The following is an 18,521-nucleotide window of genomic DNA, read 5'->3' on the forward strand; positions in this document are numbered from 1 at the left end:
GGTATGGATCTCTCTCGGGATTTCAAAAAGCGCCGTATGATATCACAAATTATGAAAAAGGTGCGAGCAGTGGACAACTTGTCCTTTTTGCCGACCCTATTCATGACACTAACCGTAGCGCAATATTGTTTAGGTATAAAAAAAGCACTTCGTTGGAAGTGCCTTTTAAACGCCTTACTCTATGACTAGAGTAGTGAGTCTTAGTTAAACATCGCAGAGATTGACTCTTCGTTGCTGATACGACGAATCGCTTCAGCAAGCATGCGAGATAGGCTAAGAGTTGTTACTTTACCTGTTGCTGCCATCTCAGGAGATAGTGAGATAGAGTCAGTAACGATAACTTGGTCTAGAACAGAGTTCTTGATGTTGTCTGCAGCACCACCAGAGAATACAGCGTGAGTTGCGTAAGCGAATACACGCTTAGCACCGCGCTCTTTTAGCGCTTCAGCTGCTTTACATAGTGTGCCACCAGTGTCGATCATGTCATCAACGATCACACAGTCACGACCTTCAACATCGCCGATTAGGTTCATTACTTCAGAAACGTTAGCACGTGGACGACGCTTATCAACGATAGCGATGTCTACGTCACCCAGCGCTTTAGCTGTTGCACGAGCACGTACAACGCCACCTAGGTCTGGAGAAACCACTACTGGGTTTTCTAGGCCACGGTTAGCCATGTCTTCTAGAAGAACTGGAGTACCGAAGATGTTATCAACTGGTACATCGAAGAAGCCTTGGATTTGCTCAGCGTGTAGGTCGATAGTTAGAACGCGGTCAACGCCAACGTTAGAAAGGAAATCTGCAACAACTTTTGCAGTAATTGGCACACGAGCAGAACGTACACGACGATCTTGACGGGCATAACCGAAGTAAGGGATTACAGCAGTAATACGGCCAGCAGAAGCACGGCGCATTGCGTCAATCATTACCACCAATTCCATTAGGTTGTCATTGGTTGGTGCACAAGTAGATTGAATTAGGAATACATCACTACCACGAACATTTTCGTTGATTTGTACAGCGACTTCGCCGTCAGAAAAACGGTCTACAGTAGCATCGCCAAGAGAGATGTATAGACGGTCAGCAATACGTTGGGCTAGTTCAGGTGTTGCGTTACCAGCAAATAGCTTCATATCAGGCACGGTGGAAACCTCAGGGTTGCGTCCAGTTTTAAATAGATTGTGGGTGGGCTGATTGGTGTTCAGCCAGCGCCTCTTTTAAAGGTGAAAGATTTCGACCTTTAGCAATAAATGCTGAGGCGGTGTCAGGCAGTTTTGCCAGTACAGATTCTGCTTCGTTTTTGCTCGAAAATTCAGCAAAAACGCAGGAACCGGTGCCGGTCAATCTCGACGGCGCATATTGTAGCAGCCATGAAAGTTGCTTATCAACCTCTGGGTACAGCATTCGTACAATTTTTTCGCAATCGTTTACGTATTCTTGCTCTAGAAGCGTTGCTAGCTCTCGCTTCGGCGTATTTCTGGTTAAATTTGGATGAGTGAATATATCTGCGGTTGCAATGCTCACTTGAGGCTTAACCACCAAATACCACCTCTCTTCTGGGTTAGCAGGGTGCAACTGCTCACCTACGCCCTCAGCAAAAGCAGAGAAGCCACGAACGAATACAGGAACGTCCGCACCTAACTTTAAGCCTATCTCAGCTAATTGGTCATCAGATAGGTTGAGCTGCCACAGGTAGTTCAATGCGACTAACACGGTTGCGGCATTCGATGATCCACCGCCAATACCGCCGCCCATAGGCAGAACTTTCTTTAGTTCAATGTCGGCACCGAAAGCGGTGTTGGCGTATTGTTGAAGCGCGGTCGCGGCTTTCCAGATCAGGTTATCTTCAGTAGCAACCCCTGGTATCTGGGGAGAAATAGTGATTTGGTTTGAGCGTTGATGTGCCGTGATACTCAGTTCATCGCCAAAATCGATAAACTGAAACAGTGTTTGTAATTCGTGGTAACCGTTATCACGACGACCAGTAATATAGAGAAAAAGGTTCAGCTTAGCCGGTGATGGCCAGTGAGTTTGTGTCGAAATCATTTATCGAGTGTCCATTTAGAGACCACAATGTTGATCTTATTTTCATCTTGTTTAAATGAGAGGCGCGTTGGAAGAGGCAGTACCTTTTCAACTGTATTGCTTTGGCCATCACTATTTTGGCTTAGTGTGATATCGCGGTAGCGGTCAAAGTTAAGTTGCCAAGCCTTGCCATCAATCTGTTTAGAAAGTGCTTCTACGGTATTGCTGGCGTTTAATAGATAAGTATCGGCTTCATCGGGATTACCAAGTAGCCATTGTGGTAGATGATCAACGGGGATCGTCAACCCTGTTAACTGTTTAACCAGTTTAGAGGCACTTCGGTGGGTAAACACTTGGTCATCATAAGTGACAACTTTAGCGCCATACTCATTAACGGTGAGATTCAGTGCGGTTTGTCCAAGGAAAGTCGTCAGTCGTAATTGGCTGAAGTTTGGAGAGTGCTTCCATAAAAAGTTAAGGCTTTGGCGCTCTTCAGGAGAGATATATGCGAGCTTGCCAGTCGCTTGATAATATTGGATCTCTTGCAGTTGTTGTTGGTGTGCTTGCCACTCTACACTGGTCGGTTGTTCTGGTACTGAAGCACAACCTGCTACCACCAGACAGAAAAAAATCAGAGAGGCAATTTTACGAAATTTATCCATGCTTGCTCACAACTTGTTCAATATTATCGAAAAAACGCTTCAACTATAGCATTGAATTCACGAACTCAGGAAAACAAATCCTGCTTGCCCTTTAAATAGAGCCATGCATCAAGTAAAATTCGGCATCCTGTTTTTAAACCCTGATCGAGAACTTCTGATACATGTCTTTGCTTGCCGTAGGTATCAATCACAATACAGCGTCGGTTGAATTGCGAGAAAAAGTAGCGTTTGGTCCAGATAAATTATCTGATGCACTAAGGCAACTTAACGCAAATGCACACGTGAATGGAAGTGTCATACTGTCCACTTGTAACCGAACAGAAGTGTATTGCGACGTTAAAAGTGCAGCTAAGAATAAGCTGATCGAATGGTTATCAGTTTTTCATGATGTTAGCCCAGAAGAGCTAAAACCCAGCCTTTATATCCATGAAGAGCAAGCGGCGATTAAACACCTAATGCGTGTGGCATGTGGCTTGGACTCCTTGGTGTTGGGTGAGCCTCAAATTCTCGGACAGGTAAAACAAGCGTATTCTGATTCGCGTGAACAAAAAGCCGTTGACGCATCGATGGAGAAACTGTTCCAAAAGTCTTTCTCTGTTGCTAAGCGTGTTCGTACCGAAACCGAAATTGGCGGTAGCGCAGTTTCTGTCGCGTATGCAGCCTGTACATTGGCGAAACACATCTTCGAATCGATTGAAGATTCAACGGTGTTATTAGTGGGTGCTGGTGAAACCATCGAATTGGTTGCAAAACACCTGTCGGCTAATGGCTGTACTAAAATGATCGTGGCTAACCGAACTCGTGAACGAGCTTTAGGGCTAGCAGAAGAGTTTGGGGCTGAAGTGATCAGCTTGAATGAGATCCCAGACCACCTTAATAAAGCGGATATCGTGATCAGTTCAACGGCGAGTCCTCTACCGATTATCGGTAAGGGTATGGTTGAGACCGCTCTGAAACAGAGAAAACATCAACCTATGCTGCTAGTTGATATCGCAGTACCACGTGATGTCGAAGCGGAAGTGGGCGATCTTAACGATGCTTACCTCTACACGGTCGATGACTTACAATCGATTGTTGATGGCAACATTGAACAGCGTAAAGTGGAAGCGATTCAAGCGGAAGCCATTGTAAGTGAAGAGAGTGCGGCATTCATGAGTTGGATGCGCTCTTTGCAAGCGGTTGATAGTATTCGCGAGTATCGAAAGTCGGCGAATGAAATCAGAGAAGAATTACTAAGCAAGAGTTTACAATCACTGGCTGCGGGCGGTGATCCTGAGAAAGTCTTGCTTGAGCTGAGTAATAAGCTCACCAATAAATTGATCCATGCTCCAACACGCGCACTACAAAGTGCAGCTGAGCAAGGAGAACCTGCGAAATTAACGGTCATTAGACAGAGTTTGGGCTTAGAAGACCCTCAATAAATTTAGACCTCCAAAAAGATAAGACGAATATGAAAGCCTCGATTCTAGTAAAGCTTGAAACACTTGTTGAACGCTACGAAGAAGTTCAACACCTGCTTGGTGATCCAGATGTGATCGGTGATCAAAACAAATTCCGTGCACTATCTAAAGAGTACTCTCAGTTAGAAGAAGTGACTAAGTGCTTCCAAGCGTACCAGCAAGCGCAAGACGATCTAGAAGCTGCTGAAGATATGGCGCAAGAAGACGACGAAGAGATGCGCGAAATGGCGCAGGAAGAGATTAAAGAAGCGAAAGAGGCGATAGAACGCCTGACTGATGAGCTTCAAATTCTACTTCTGCCAAAAGATCCAAACGATGAGCGTAACTGTTTCCTAGAGATCCGTGCTGGTGCTGGCGGTGACGAAGCGGGTATCTTCGCGGGTAACTTGTTCCGTATGTACTCTAAGTTTGCAGAGAAGAAAGGCTGGCGCGTTGAAGTGATGAGCAGCAATGACTCTGAGCAAGGCGGCTATAAAGAGATGATCGCAAAAGTAAGCGGCGAAGGCGTTTACGGCGTGATGAAATTTGAGTCGGGCGGTCACCGTGTTCAACGTGTACCAGAAACTGAATCTCAAGGTCGTGTTCACACGTCTGCATGTACTGTTGCTGTTATGCCTGAAATCCCAGAAGCGGATCTTCCAGAAATTAAAGCGGCAGACCTGAAAATCGATACATTCCGTGCATCAGGCGCGGGTGGTCAGCACGTTAACACCACGGATTCTGCAATCCGTATTACTCACTTGCCAACCGGTACAGTAGTAGAGTGTCAGGACGAGCGTTCTCAGCATAAAAACAAAGCGAAAGCGATGGCAGTTCTTGCTGCGCGTATTGTTCAAGCGGAAGAAGAGCGTCGTGCTGCTGAAGTGTCAGATACACGTCGTAACCTTCTAGGCTCGGGTGACCGTAGTGACCGTATCCGTACTTACAACTACCCACAAGGCCGCGTATCTGATCACCGTATCAACCTAACACTTTACCGTCTGAACGAAGTGCTAGAAGGCGACCTACAAAGCCTAGTTGACCCAGTACTTCAAGAGCACCAAGCTGACCAACTTGCTGCGCTAGCTGAGAACAACTAAAACCTATGCAATCTGCCTATACGGTTGAAAGTGCATTAAAAGCAGCAATCGTACAGCTTCAAGAGGGCGAGAATACATCGCCCTCTATTGATGCCGCTGTGCTGCTTTGCCACACGCTTGATAAACCTCGCTCCTACCTTCTTACCTGGCCAGAAAAACATCTGACTCTCGAACAAGAACAGCATTTCAATGAACTGCTAACACGCAGACTCACTGGAGAACCGGTCGCGTATATCGTCGGCGAGCGAGAGTTTTGGTCACTACCATTGAAAGTTTCTCCTTCAACTTTGATTCCTCGACCTGACACTGAGCGTTTGGTTGAAGTCGCGTTGGATAAAACATTCGGTAAGACAGGTGAGATCCTAGATTTAGGTACGGGGACAGGAGCCATTGCCTTAGCTCTGGCTTCTGAAATGCCGAATCGTCGTGTAACGGGGATTGATCTACGACCTGAAGCACAGCAACTTGCCACTGAGAATGCAGCACGTCTTAATATCACCAACACTACGTTTTTAAATGGCAGTTGGTTTGAGCCGTTACCTGAACACAGTCGTTTTTCATTGATAGTGTCGAATCCACCTTATATCGAGAAAGATGATCCGCATCTCTCTCAAGGGGATGTGCGTTTCGAGCCTATTACAGCGCTGGTTGCCGAAGAGAAAGGGTTAGCTGACATCAAGCACATTGCTGATAAGGCTCGCCATTATCTAGAAGCTGATGGTTGGTTGGCATTTGAGCATGGTTACGATCAAGGAGATGCGGTTCGCGAGATCATGCAGGCCTTGGGTTATTTAGACGTCATGACAGAAAAAGACTATGGCGGTAATGATAGAGTCACATTGGGGCGCTATCTACCTTAGTGTCGGTGTTTGATAAAACGCCAATTAGAGAAATTAAAGGGATATCATGTACGAAGGTTTAAAACATTTTCACCTATTGACGGTTGGGCTTAGTGCTCTGCTACTGTCGGTTCGCTATGCACTTATGATGGCAAACTCGCCAATGCTGAAGCATCCATTCCTGCAGCGCTTCCCGCACATTAACGACTCACTACTGCTTCTATCTGGTATTGGTCTGATCTTGATTACGGGTTTCATTCCATTTACTCCAGCAGCGCCGTGGCTAACAGAGAAACTGACTTGTGTTATGGCTTACATCGCATTGGGTTTCTTTGCGCTTAAGTTTGGTAAAAACAAGCTACTTAGAACATTTTCATTTTTCGGCGCGTTAGGTTGGTTGGCGATGGCAGGTAAGATTGCCATGACCAAGACACCAACATTTTTTGGCTAATAATCACCTTATTTCGGTAAGTTATCTTAGTATTTCGGTTAATTATCTATGTACGAATTTTTTGACGAAGACTTTGACCAGCTAGAGCTGGTGGAAGGTGCTTTGATCTTAAATAAAGCGGTAAACCCTGAGACTCAAGACAAGTGGGCAGAGCTAGAGCTGGCTCGACTGTTGGAAGATGCTGAGCAAGCATTGGTGCATGAGACGGACGAACAGCAAAAGTTTGAATCTTTCATCCGCTTATTCTTCTACGAGTGGGGTTTTGCTGGAGATAAAGATGCGTATTTCTCTTCAGATAATGCCTTTATTGATAAGGTGTTAGAGCGCAAAAAGGGCGTGCCAGTTAGCTTAGGTGCTATCTTTTTGTACCTAGGTCGTAAGTTAGGTTTCCCTGTTGATGGTGTCTCTTTCCCGACGCAGTTTCTACTCAAGGTGACTTGGTACGGCCAGACGCCAGTTTACATTAACCCATATAATGGCGAGTATGTTGGGCAACAAACCCTGCGTGCTTGGTTGATTGGCCATGATGGCCCGCTTGCTGAAGTGAAGAGCGAACATCTTGAAGTGGCTGATCACCCAACGATTATCGGCAAGTGGTTAGCGTTGTTGAAAAGCGCATTGCTGCGAGAAGAGCGCTATACTCTTGCACTGAAGTGTACCGATTTAGCTCTGACTTTCGTACCCGATGATCCGTACGAGATTCGCGATCGTGGCTTTATTTATCAGCAACTTGATTGCCACCAAATCGCTGCGACCGACTATCAGTATTTTATTGACCAATGCCCAGATGACCCTGCGTCTGAGTTACTTAAATCTCAAGTGAATGCGATGAACGAAAAAGTCGTTGTGGTTCACTAATTAATAATTATCTAGAGAGAATATGATGGAACAGAAAACAGTTCACATTGGCGATATGCCAATTGCAAACGACAAGCCATTTACGCTATTCGCGGGTATGAATGTTCTTGAGTCTCGCGATCTGGCGATGCAGATCTGTGAACACTACGTTAAAGTGACTGAGAAGCTAGGTATCCCTTACGTATTTAAGGCGTCTTTTGATAAAGCAAACCGCAGCTCTGTACACTCGTACCGTGGTCCTGGTATGGAAGAGGGTCTTAAGATTTTCCAAGAGCTGAAAGACACGTTCGGCGTGAAAATTATCACTGATGTTCATACTGAAGCGCAAGCACAGCCAGTAGCAGACGTAGTCGATGTGATTCAGCTTCCTGCTTTCCTAGCTCGTCAAACTGACCTTGTTGAAGCGATGGCTAAGACCGGCGCTGTAATCAACGTGAAAAAACCTCAGTTCATGAGCCCAGGCCAAGTTGGCAACATCGTTGATAAGTTTGCTGAGTGTGGCAACGACAACATCATCCTTTGTGAGCGTGGTTCGTGCATGGGTTACGACAACCTAGTTGTAGACATGCTTGGCTTTGGTGTAATGAAAAAAGCATCAAACGGCAGCCCAATCATTTTTGACGTAACTCACTCACTACAAATGCGTGACCCTTCAGGTGCGGCATCAGGTGGTCGTCGTGAGCAGACAGTAGAACTTGCAAAAGCGGGCCTTGCGACAGGTATTGCTGGTCTATTTATTGAGGCGCACCCGAATCCAGATCAAGCGCGCTGTGATGGCCCATCAGCACTTCCTTTGGATAAGCTAGAGCCGTTCTTGGCACAAATGAAAGCACTTGATGATTTGATTAAAGGCTTTGAACATATCGACATCAAATAGTCGTTATCGTTAAGTAATAAAGCTGGCATTAGGCCAGCTTTTTTTATGTCTGTTATTTGTATTTTTGCAGAGGCTAGAGCCACAGCTGATCATTATTAGGCGTACTTATAGATGTTATATTATAACAATAAGTAGTTGATAACCATTGTAAATTTGATTTTAAGTTACCTTTAATTGTTGATTGGTTAATCAATATCACAAATGGTCCGAAAACGCATGAAAACGTTTGCTTGTGATCACTTATTGACTGAAATGCAACTTTGTTTGTTTGTTACACAGTCGATAGCTGATTAAGGTGATCTATCCTACATAAATATGAAATCACTCTGTTAGGTTTACCTTCTTAATTTAAACTACTTCAAGTTTTACTATCCTTTAACGACGTTTGCCAAACAAGCGTCCGTTTAATCTGGATGATTTTAAAGCAGTGGATTCCCCTAAAAGTTCAAAGGTATGACAATGAAGCAACGCCTTATTCTAAAGACAGCACTAAGTGCTGCGATCCTAGCAACTCTTGCCGGTTGTGCATCTCAACCAGCTCAAGAGTGGGAAAACGATAAAACTTACAAGCTAACTGTTCTGCACACCAACGACCACCACGGTCGCTTCTGGCAGAATAAATACGGTGAGTACGGCATGGCCGCTCGTAAGACTCTGATCGACGAGCTTCGTGAAGAGATTCGTGCAGAAGGTGGTAGCGTGCTGCTTCTATCTGGTGGTGACATCAACACTGGTGTTCCAGAGTCAGACCTACAAGATGCTGAGCCAGATTTCAAAGGCATGAACAAGATCGGTTACGATGCAATGGCACTAGGTAACCACGAGTTTGATAACTCTCTAGATGTGCTAGCTAAGCAGATTGATTGGGCTAACTTCCCTATGCTATCTGCAAACATCTACGACAAAGCTACAGGTGAGCGCAAGTTCCAAGCTTACGAGATGTTTGAAAAACAAGGCATCAAGATTGCTGTTATCGGTCTAACAACAGAAGATACCGCTAAGATCGGTAACCCAGAGTTTATTGCTGGTATCGACTTCCGTGACCCTAAAGAAGAAGCGAAAGCACTTATCGCTGAACTGAAGGAAACAGAAAAGCCGGATCTTATCTTCGCAGTAACTCACATGGGTCACTACGAAAATGGTCAGCGCGGCGTTAACGCACCGGGTGACGTTGCACTAGCTCGCTACCTAAACGAAGGCGACCTAGACATGATCGTTGGTGGTCACTCTCAAGAGCCTGTATGTATGGAAGGCCCGAACGTGGCGAAGAAAAACTTCAAGCCAGGTGATGAGTGTAAGCCAGACGTACAAAACGGTACTTACATTGTTCAAGCTCACGAGTGGGGTAAATACGTAGGCCGTGCTGATTACGAATTCCGTAACGGCGAGCTAGAGATGGTAAGCTACGATCTAATCCCAGTTAACCTTAAGAAGAAGGTTAAGATCGACGGTAAGAAACAACGTGTTCTTATCCAAGATGAGATTGCTCAAGATCCAGAACTACTAGAGTTCCTACGTCCATTCCAAGAGCAGGGCCAAGCTCAGCTTGAAGTTAAGATTGCTGAAACAAATGGCAAGCTTGAAGGTGACCGTAACGTTGTTCGTTTCCAACAAACAAACCTTGGCCGTCTGATCGCAACCTCTCACATGGAGCGCGCTAAAGCTGACTTCGCTGTGATGAACTCTGGTGGTGTTCGTGATTCTATCGAAGCGGGTGAAGTAACGTACAAAGACGTACTAACGGTTCAACCATTTGCAAACATCCTAACTTACACTGACATGACAGGTGCTGAAGTACTGGATTACCTAAATGTTGTTGCAACGAAACCAATCGACTCTGGTGCTTACGCTCAATTCGCTGGTATCTCAATGACAGTAGAAAACGGCAAAGTGTCCAACGTATTCATTGGTGGTAAGCAGCTTCGTCTAGACGAAACGTACCGCTTCACTGTACCAAGCTTTAACGCGGCGGGCGGTGACGGTTACCCTAAACTAACGGGTCACCCAGGTTACGTAAACACTGGTTTTGTTGATGCTGAAGTACTAAAAGAGTACCTAGAAGCGAACAGCCCAGTAGACGTAAACGCATACGCACCATCTGGTGAAATGGTTTACAAATAATTAGGTAAATAGAGAGTTTAGATTGACTCTTAGAGCCTGATAACTTTAACTAAAGCGGTGCTTCTGCATCGCTTTTTGTTTATCTGATATTTGGAAAAACCATGACACCGGCCATCAACCTAGCAAAGAAGAAAAAAGTCACTCACACCATCCACCAATATGATCACGATCCAAGCCACGACAGTTATGGGTTAGAGGCGGTGGAAGCGTTGGGACAAGACCCGAAGAAAGTCTTTAAAACACTGCTTTTCTGTCTGAATGGTGTGGCGAAAGACCTGGCTGTTGCAGTGATCCCGGTGGACCAAAAGTTGAACCTGAAACTGGCAGCGAAAGCAGCAAAAGGCAAAAAAGCCGAGATGGCCAACCCGGATATTGCTCAGAAGACGACGGGGTATGTGGTTGGTGGTATTAGCCCTCTTGGTCAAAAAAAGGCGTTGCCGACCTTTATTCACTCTAGTGCTGAGCCGCAAGAAACCATCTGTGTCAGTGCGGGTAAACGAGGTTTGGAAATTGAGTTAGCCCCAAGCGACCTTGCCAAACTGACTCGGGCTCAATTTGTCGATTTGTGCCTCTAGTCTGTTCACTATATTCTCTTCGAATACAAAAATGCCCACTAGTTAGTGGGCATTTTTATTAATTCAGTATATTAAAAGCTACTTCTTGAGGCTTAATGTACCGCCAACACGTTTTTTTGGTGCTCGGTTTGAGTCTTGAGTACGAGCCGCTGTCGGTTTGCCATGAGGGCGAGAAGGTGCTTTGCCACGGTTGTCATTGCGCTTTTGGTTGTCTGAGCGCTGTTGATTGCTCGAGTGTTCTTGGCGATTCGTACGTTGACGCTCACCACGTTGCTGGTCGTCACCATTCGATGGACGTTTGCCGCGCTTAGAGTTTGGCGCATGACGGAACTCATCGGCATTGTTGCCTTTGAAGGTACGTGGACGGTTCTCTTTCTGATTACGGCGAGCTCTAGAGCCTTGGTTCTCTTCTCGGCTATCAAACAGTTTTGCATCGGTTGCTTTACGAATGCGTTGACCTTTAGCATTCAGCTTTGAGGCTTCTTCTGTGCTAACAGAACCTTCACACATTGCTAAGATTTCTGAGATCTCGTCATCACTTAGGTAACGCCATTTGCCATTTGGAATACCATCCAATGAGATGTTCATGATACGCACACGACGTAGCTTGAATACCTCATAACCTAATGCTTCACACATACGACGAATCTGGCGGTTCAAGCCTTGGGTTAAGGTGATACGAAAAGAGAATTTGGTCTCTTTTTCCACTTTACATGGCAGAGTAACAGTGTCTAGAATCGGCACGCCTGATGCCATTTTCTTCAAGAACTCGCCTGTGATTGGTTTATCAACGCGAACCACGTACTCTTTCTCGTGGTTGTTGCCTGCACGAAGGATCTTGTTGACGATATCGCCGTCGTTGGTCAGGAAAATCAAACCGTCTGAAGGTTTATCAAGGCGACCAATTGGGAAAATACGTTTATGGTGACCAACAAAGTCAACAATGTTCCCTGGAATATCGCGCTCGGTAGTACAAGTGATACCGGTTGGCTTATTTAGAGCGATATAGATAGGCTTCTCTTTCGAGCGAACAGGTTTGCCATCAATCTCTACGTCATCACCAGGGAGGACTTTTGTGCCCATTTCTGGTGTTTTACCATTAATGGTGACACGGCCAGCATCAATCAGCTTGTCAGCTTCACGACGAGAGCAGAAGCCAGTTTCACTGATGTATTTATTGAGACGTTTCGCTTGGGGTTCTTGTGACATGATTTTCTCTTAGCGTTTCACAACGGAATATAGGTAAACAAAAAGCAACTACCGAGTAGTTGCTTTCTGAGTATGTATCTTTAACTGCGCATAATTTTAGCATCTAGTGTGAGCTTGAGCACGAATTAAATTTCTTGTGCTAACTCATACGCTTCTGATGCCTTTCTCGGTTTTCGAGCTTTTTATCATCACTTTTTCTTAGCATCACATATACCGCGCCCGTACCGCCGTGGAACTGCTGCGCAGAATGGACACATTGAACATCGTTAATTTGTGATAGCCAGTTTGCGACGTAGCTTTTCATCATCGCTGGTGGGTTAGAGCGTTCGCCTTTACCATGGACAATAATCACAGTCCGAATATCCATACGTAGACACTGACGCAAGAAAGAGAGGATCTCGTTACGTGCATCTTTAAGCGTTTTTCGGTGCAGATCTAACTTGGCTTGAATTGGGTATTTCCCTAAGCGCAGCTTTTTATAAACGCCATCTTGCACGCCGTCTTTTTTGTACTCCACAATATCTTCAGGTTTCAGCATCGGAGAGTAGTCTAAAGATAGGTAATCCTTTTCATCGTCAGAGAGCCACATTGCCGCTTCGCGCTTAGCAAGATGGGATTCGGTGACTCGGTGAACTTTTTGATGCTCCGCGGTATCTTGGTCAATACGCTTAACGTCGCCCATCATTTGTTGGAATAGATCTAGGTCGTCATCATGAGACATAGTGGTTATCTCAAGTTGGAGAGGAATAACGAAAGTATACCTAAGTTATGGGGTGGTTCAAAAACGAAAAAACCGGAGCAGACAATATTAGTCAGCTCCGGTGCAAAGCATCTTTAAGTCCCAACTTAAACAGGTTGGTGATTAAGGCTTGGCGACTCTAGTGAGGAGATTTGTCGGTCATAACCTTGTAAATGAAGAAGCCTCCATAAAACATCATGAGACCAAGAGCCCCGAAGATTACTATCATTGAAGATAGTCCCACTGCATTACCAAATAGGAGATCTAGCCAAAAGTCCATGTGTATACCTCAAAGTTATGTGACACGTATAATTCTATTAATTGAACCTATCGATTTACTGATCTGGATCAAACCTGTTGCATAAGTTAAATCTTTGTTGGTAAGTGTGTGTATTTGGTCACATTCTCATCGTGCTTGGTTGTCTTTTGTTCGAACGGTATAATATTGAAGGAAATAATGAAAAAAGCGCTTGCGGATAAACTCAGATTCCGTATTATACGCTCCATCGACAGGCAGTGAGCCAGTTAGATATCTCGGTGAATAGCGCAGCTTGGTAGCGCATCTGGTTTGGGACCAGAGGGTCGGGGGTTCGAATCCCTCTTCACCGACCACATTAAAGAAAGCCGTAGCAGAAATGCTACGGCTTTTTTGCATTTGGGCTTTTTGTATTTGAGATCATATAGCTTTAAGCGCTCCGTCATTCCCTAGAGCGACGAAGGAGCGAGTAGGGAATCTTCTTCCACCACATAAAGAAAAGGGCTGACCCAGCGAGCCAACCCTTGAAATATCTTTTCTTCAATCATTCCCGCTATTTCACATCGCAAGTGATCGCTTTAATCGGTGTTTCTGATGTTTCAAAGCAAACATAAGCATCTACTGGGTTATTCGGACCAACACGAATATAACCTGCTTTAACCGCATCTTCGTCGAACGTGATGGAGTGGGAACTACTTGCCTGGTTATCAAAATAGGTCGCTTCAAAGCGGTTGCTCATCTGATCGGCAATACGGTTGCGGGTTGTTGAGGTAGTGAAGGTCACAGTAGCGCATCGCATTGGCGGCTTTTGAGTAATAAGAAACTGACCACTTTCTTTATCTATTAGACCACCACTGATGTCCGGTTGAATGTCGACTGGCTGAAACTGTTCAACGTGGCAAGTCTCTTTCGCTGATACGACCGAGGGTACAAAAATAAAAAGACTTAATGTGGTTTTTAAGAAAATGGATTTCATTGACGTTACGCCTTGTCTTGAACGAGCGCATTATAATAGCACCGCGATGGTGCTATTCATTGTGAGGATTGGGTCAATCAGGTAATGATTTTATAATGAAAAGGTCACCGTTAAGTGCATGGCTATGATAACCTTTACTCCACCTCACATTGTGCTTGTTGGCTGTTTGACAGTTGAATGACTTTAAAACCGCGCTTCTCCAATAGTTCAATAAGGTTCTGCTCGCCAATGAGGTGCATCGCGCCAACCACAACCAGATAGGTTGCCTCTTGTTCTAGCTTCCAACTATTACTACTGAGCTTTTTAGCCCAGTCGTGATTGCGATCAGTAAGGAAGGCGGCGGTTAACTCTGGCGACATTGCGGCCAACTCTGCAATGTGTTCTAGATTTTTCTTGTCTCCAGCTTTCCAGCTATCGATTAAACAGCGGGTTGCTTTGCCCGATTCATCGAACTCCTCAATAGAACTCAGCAGAAGGTCTTTGCCTCCTTCTTTACCTTGAGAAATCAAATCAATCTGAAATTGTAACGACTCTAAGGTAATGAGCGGTTTATCAAATTCCTCTGCGAGAGCTGCAATGTGTGCATCTACACCAAACTGCGGCAGATAACCTAACTGTTCGAACTGTTTCATCTGCACTGTCAGTGCTGTAGCCCAGGGGGGAGAGAGTAACATTTTCTGATGGGGCAAGTTGAGAGACTTAGTGATCTGTTTGAACTGAGCTTCTTGATTATCATTGAGTACTTCAGCGGTTGTTACTGTCGTTGAAGGGTACTTTAAGCTACCCGTCTGTTTGAGGTCTGCCTCTAAGATAAGCCCATCACTGCGCTTAAGCGCCTCAGTGACTGGTTTAGGAAGGGGGTACATAGATTTATCGCCGGCATGAACAGAACCGAAGATAATGAACTCAAGTTGACCTTTTTTAGCCTGCCATAAAAGAGGCTCTGCCATTGCCGTTGAGAACATTGTACAGAAGAGAACAATAAAGCTGAGTATTTGGCGCACATTGGCTCCTTAATTCATTGTAGTCGCTCGTTAAAATCCATTTTGACGTTGGTTTTTAACGTAATTTTATTAGAGGTTAATCACGTTATAGCGAGAAAAAATCCGCGCATTGATTTGACTTAAAAAATACCACAGTGAAATACGGTGAGTAATCTATCAATTTCGCCCCATAATCTGTGAAGTGATTCCCAATATTTACGTCAAAATCAAAATGACGGATTGTTCGTTTTTGATAACTGTATGATTTTAAAGTTTTTATATTTTTTATTTTCTGTTCGTGTTTGAAGTTGATCACTTTCTCGCTTTGATTTAATTCACGGCGAAAAATAACGTCATATAGTGAATTCATCTTTTGGAGGCGCTCTTATTTGCTTCCACTCAATTTTAACTTATGGGTGAATACGATGTTGAAGAGAAACTTACTATCAGTCGCAGTTTTGGCCGGTCTAACTGGGTGTGCTGTTACACAATCGACAGAGCAACAAGTCGTGAATACGTTGGCTGAGAATCTCGATGTTCAATATGAAGTGCTGACGAACCACGGTGCGAACGAAGGTCTAGCATGTCAGGACTTAGGCGCTGAATGGGCATCTTGTAACAAGGTAAACATGACGCTGGTTAACCAAGGAGAAGCCGTTGACTCTAAAGATTGGGCTATCTACTTCCACAGCATTCGTTTAATCCTAGATGTTGATAATGAGCAGTTCAAAATTACTCGTGTAACGGGTGACCTACATAAACTTGAGCCAACCGATAAATTCGATGGTTTTGCTGCTGGTGAAGAGATCTCGCTTCCTTTGATTGGGGAATACTGGCAGTTATTTGAGACCGACTTTATGCCGGGCGCTTTTGTTGCTGCGCCAAATGCAGAACCTAAGATGATCGCTTCTCTTAACACAGAAGACGTTGCTTCTTTTGTGACGGGATTAGAGGGTAACAACTTAAAACGTACTCCTGATGACAACAACGTTATGGCAACGGCAGTTACGCGCTTTGAAAAGAACGCGGATCTTGTTGCTCAAGATGTTTCAACAACGCTATTGCCTACACCGATGTCAGTGGAAGTTGGTGAAGGTAACGTTGATATCGCTAGTGGTATTGCTTTACCCAAAGATGCGTTTGATGCTGAACAATTTGCTGCACTAGAGGCACGTGCGGATGTGGTAAACCTAGACGTGAGTGGCGACCTTCCTGTAAGTGTTGCTGTTGTTCCTACTCAGTTTAAGGGTGATTTGGCGAGATCTGGTGCTTATGACTTAAGCATCTCGAAAGAGGGAATTGCAATTGCAGCATTCGACAAAGCGGGTGCCTTCTACGCAGTTCAGTCTATTTTTGGCCTAATAGACAGCCAGAACGTTGAATCTTTACCACTACTTTCTATTCAAGATGCACCGCGTTTTGATTACCGTGGTGTGATGGTGGATGTAGCTCGTAACTTCCACTCTAAAGAAGCAATCCTTGCGACGCTAGACCAAATGGCGGCGTACAAGATGAACAAACTGCACCTTCACCTAACGGATGATGAAGGTTGGCGTTTGGAAATCCCGGGTCTGCCTGAGCTGACAGAAGTGGGTGCTAATCGTTGTTTTGATTTGGAAGAGAAAAGCTGTTTACTGCCTCAGCTTGGATCTGGTTCAACGTCAGATAACTTTGGCTCTGGCTACTTCAGCAAAGCAGACTACGTGGACATTCTAACGTATGCAAAAGCTCGTAACATCGAAGTGATTCCTGAAATTGATATGCCAGCACACGCTCGTGCCGCAGTAGTATCAATGGAAGCGCGTTACGACCGCCTAATGGAAGAGGGTAAAGAAGCAGAAGCGAACGAGTACCGCCTGATGGACCCTCAAGATACATCGAACGTCACCACAGTTCAGTTTTACGACAAGCAAAGCTTCATCAATCCATGTATGGAATCTTCAACTCGCTTTGTTGATAAAGTGATTTCAGAAGTTGCAGCAATGCACCAAGAAGCGGGGACTCCACTAACCACATGGCACTTCGGTGGCGATGAAGCGAAGAACATCAAGCTTGGCGCGGGCCTGCAAGATATCAATGCTGAAGATAAAGTGGGTTGGAAGGGTAACATTGATTTGTCTAAACAAGACAAGCCATTTGCGCAGTCTCCACAGTGTCAGACTCTGATTGCTGACGGTACAGTGAGCGACTTTGGTCATCTGCCGAGCCATTTTGCAGAAGAAGTGTCGAAGATTGTTGCAGAGAAGGGCATTCCAAACTTCCAAGCTTGGCAAGATGGCTTGAAATACAGTGAGGGCGAGAAAGCCTTTGCGACTGAGAATACTCGCGTCAACTTCTGGGACGTTCTTTACTGGGGCGGCACATCATCAGTGTACGAGTGGTCTAAGAAAGGTTACGACGTAATCGTGTCTAACCCAGACTATGTCTACATGGACATGCCATATGAAGTGGATGCAAAAGAGCGTGGTTACTACTGGGCAACTCGCGCAACCGACACACGTAAAATGTTTGGTTTTGCACCTGAGAACATGCCTCAAAACGCAGAAACATCGCTCGACCGAGATGGCAACGGCTTCACAGGTAAAGGTGAAATCGACGCGAAGCCATTCTACGGTTTGTCAGCACAGCTTTGGTCTGAGACAGTACGTAACGATGAGCAATATGAATACATGGTGTTCCCTCGTGTATTAGCAGCTGCAGAGCGTGCATGGCACCGAGCTGATTGGGAGAACGACTACAAAGTGGGTGTTGAGTATTCTCAGAACTCTAACTTGGTAGACAAAGCAGCACTAAATCAAGATTACAACCGCTTTGCGAACGTACTTGGTCAGCGTGAATTGGCTAAGTTAGAAAAAGCAGGCATTGATTACCGCTTACCGGTACCAGGTGCCAAAGTTGAGTCTGGAAAACTGGCGATGAACGTTCAGTTCCCAGGGGTTGAGTTGCAATACTCAACGGATGGTAAAACATGGTCAACATACGATGACAGCCAGCGACCGAGCGTTGAAGGTGAAATTTATATCCGCTCTATCTCTGAAAGCGGTGAGCGAGCTAGCCGAGTGACTACGGTAAAGTAAAAGCATAACGCAATTCAATGACAAAGCTCCCTTCTCATAGGGAGCTTTTTTTGTTGTTGGATGATCGGGAGGCTTACCGTCGTATTGTAGAGTTCGATTATTCCTTAAACATTATGGTTTTACTCCGACTCATAACGATGGTGATGAAGATCTCATTATTTTCGATAAAAAATAAGTCCGTTATAAAAAAGTCTCAAAGCGGTGTGATTGAACGATTCAAAACCGAATTAAGATTTCGAATTTATGTGATCAAACACGGTTTTTATATTGTACACACAGTTTTTATCTATTTTTACTTTTTGTAAGTGATTGATATTAAGGTTAAAAATAA

Annotated in this window: 16 protein-coding genes, 1 tRNA gene and 1 pseudogene; 10 read left to right on the top strand and 8 right to left on the bottom strand. The window is 44.9% G+C overall.

The window, feature by feature from the left end:
* Positions 1 to 200 precede the first annotated feature (200 nt).
* Genes OCV50_RS03695 through lolB form a run of 3 tightly spaced genes read right to left on the bottom strand, consistent with a single transcriptional unit; the run spans position 201 to position 2,690 of the window.
* Positions 201 to 1,145, bottom strand: coding sequence for a ribose-phosphate pyrophosphokinase (locus tag OCV50_RS03695; RefSeq protein WP_032550066.1), 945 nt, complete (start codon positions 1,143 to 1,145; stop codon positions 201 to 203).
* 28 nt (positions 1,146 to 1,173) lie between these two features.
* Positions 1,174 to 2,049, bottom strand: coding sequence for a 4-(cytidine 5'-diphospho)-2-C-methyl-D-erythritol kinase (ispE, locus tag OCV50_RS03700; protein ID WP_261903725.1), 876 nt, complete (start codon positions 2,047 to 2,049; stop codon positions 1,174 to 1,176).
* Entirely contained in the window at positions 2,046 to 2,690 is a 645-nt protein-coding gene (gene lolB, locus OCV50_RS03705; RefSeq protein ID WP_261903726.1) for a lipoprotein insertase outer membrane protein LolB, read from the bottom strand. The genes ispE and lolB overlap by 4 nt, the downstream gene beginning before the upstream one ends.
* 161 nt (positions 2,691 to 2,851) lie before the next feature.
* Between lolB and hemA the strand changes: the two genes are divergently transcribed.
* From hemA to ybaK, 8 genes are all read left to right on the top strand, one after another.
* Complete coding sequence (gene hemA / locus OCV50_RS03710) at positions 2,852 to 4,111, top strand: glutamyl-tRNA reductase (RefSeq protein ID WP_032550069.1); 1,260 nt, start codon at positions 2,852 to 2,854, stop codon at positions 4,109 to 4,111.
* 29 nt (positions 4,112 to 4,140) lie between these two features.
* Positions 4,141 to 5,229, top strand: a complete 1,089-nt coding sequence (prfA, locus tag OCV50_RS03715) for a peptide chain release factor 1 (RefSeq protein WP_032550070.1) — start codon at positions 4,141 to 4,143, stop codon at positions 5,227 to 5,229.
* A 5-nt stretch (positions 5,230 to 5,234) separates the two neighbouring features.
* Positions 5,235 to 6,089, top strand: a complete 855-nt coding sequence (prmC, locus tag OCV50_RS03720; protein ID WP_261903727.1) for a peptide chain release factor N(5)-glutamine methyltransferase — start codon at positions 5,235 to 5,237, stop codon at positions 6,087 to 6,089.
* Positions 6,090 to 6,135: 46 nt separating this feature from the next.
* Positions 6,136 to 6,519: a SirB2 family protein gene (locus OCV50_RS03725; RefSeq protein ID WP_239843024.1), complete on the top strand. Its 384-nt coding sequence runs from the start codon at positions 6,136 to 6,138 to the stop codon at positions 6,517 to 6,519.
* A 48-nt stretch (positions 6,520 to 6,567) separates the two neighbouring features.
* Positions 6,568 to 7,377, top strand: a complete 810-nt coding sequence (locus tag OCV50_RS03730) for a SirB1 family protein (RefSeq protein ID WP_261903728.1) — start codon at positions 6,568 to 6,570, stop codon at positions 7,375 to 7,377.
* 25 nt (positions 7,378 to 7,402) lie between these two features.
* Positions 7,403 to 8,254, top strand: coding sequence for a 3-deoxy-8-phosphooctulonate synthase (gene kdsA, locus OCV50_RS03735; protein WP_261903729.1), 852 nt, complete (start codon positions 7,403 to 7,405; stop codon positions 8,252 to 8,254).
* Between the two features lie 459 nt (positions 8,255 to 8,713).
* Positions 8,714 to 10,375 carry a bifunctional UDP-sugar hydrolase/5'-nucleotidase UshA gene (gene ushA / locus OCV50_RS03740; protein ID WP_239843027.1) on the top strand — a complete coding sequence of 554 codons (1,662 nt, stop codon included), beginning with the start codon at positions 8,714 to 8,716 and terminating at the stop codon, positions 10,373 to 10,375.
* A gap of 101 nt (positions 10,376 to 10,476) precedes the next feature.
* Positions 10,477 to 10,950 (top strand): Cys-tRNA(Pro) deacylase, encoded by a 474-nt coding sequence (gene ybaK, locus OCV50_RS03745; protein ID WP_261903730.1) that lies wholly within the window; start codon positions 10,477 to 10,479, stop codon positions 10,948 to 10,950.
* A gap of 278 nt (positions 10,951 to 11,228) precedes the next feature.
* On the opposite strand, the pseudogene rluF reads toward ybaK, so the two are convergent.
* The 3 genes and pseudogenes from rluF to OCV50_RS03760 form a co-directional block, all read right to left on the bottom strand.
* Positions 11,229 to 12,159: pseudogene (gene rluF, locus OCV50_RS03750) on the bottom strand (23S rRNA pseudouridine(2604) synthase RluF); the annotation flags it as partial.
* A gap of 139 nt (positions 12,160 to 12,298) precedes the next feature.
* Positions 12,299 to 12,880 carry a DNA endonuclease SmrA gene (gene smrA, locus OCV50_RS03755; protein WP_032550078.1) on the bottom strand — a complete coding sequence of 194 codons (582 nt, stop codon included), beginning with the start codon at positions 12,878 to 12,880 and terminating at the stop codon, positions 12,299 to 12,301.
* Between the two features lie 157 nt (positions 12,881 to 13,037).
* On the bottom strand, positions 13,038 to 13,178 hold the full coding sequence (locus OCV50_RS03760; protein ID WP_004739790.1) for a DUF3149 domain-containing protein: 141 nt from the start codon (positions 13,176 to 13,178) through the stop codon (positions 13,038 to 13,040).
* Between the two features lie 255 nt (positions 13,179 to 13,433).
* Here OCV50_RS03760 and OCV50_RS03765 point away from each other — a divergent pair.
* Positions 13,434 to 13,510: transfer RNA gene (locus tag OCV50_RS03765), tRNA-Pro, on the top strand.
* A gap of 197 nt (positions 13,511 to 13,707) precedes the next feature.
* Here OCV50_RS03765 and OCV50_RS03770 read toward each other — a convergent pair.
* A complete protein-coding gene (locus tag OCV50_RS03770; protein WP_261903732.1) occupies positions 13,708 to 14,130 on the bottom strand; it encodes a hypothetical protein in 423 nt (140 codons plus the stop codon).
* Between the two features lie 134 nt (positions 14,131 to 14,264).
* Complete coding sequence (locus tag OCV50_RS03775; protein WP_261904118.1) at positions 14,265 to 15,095, bottom strand: TraB/GumN family protein; 831 nt, start codon at positions 15,093 to 15,095, stop codon at positions 14,265 to 14,267.
* 443 nt (positions 15,096 to 15,538) lie between these two features.
* Between OCV50_RS03775 and OCV50_RS03780 the strand changes: the two genes are divergently transcribed.
* On the top strand, positions 15,539 to 18,190 hold the full coding sequence (locus tag OCV50_RS03780) for a beta-N-acetylhexosaminidase (protein WP_261903733.1): 2,652 nt from the start codon (positions 15,539 to 15,541) through the stop codon (positions 18,188 to 18,190).
* The last annotated feature ends 331 nt before the right edge of the window (positions 18,191 to 18,521 follow it).

The sequence above is a fragment of the Vibrio fortis genome, assembly GCF_024347475.1.
In the GTDB taxonomy this organism is placed as follows: Bacteria; Pseudomonadota; Gammaproteobacteria; order Enterobacterales; family Vibrionaceae; genus Vibrio; species Vibrio fortis.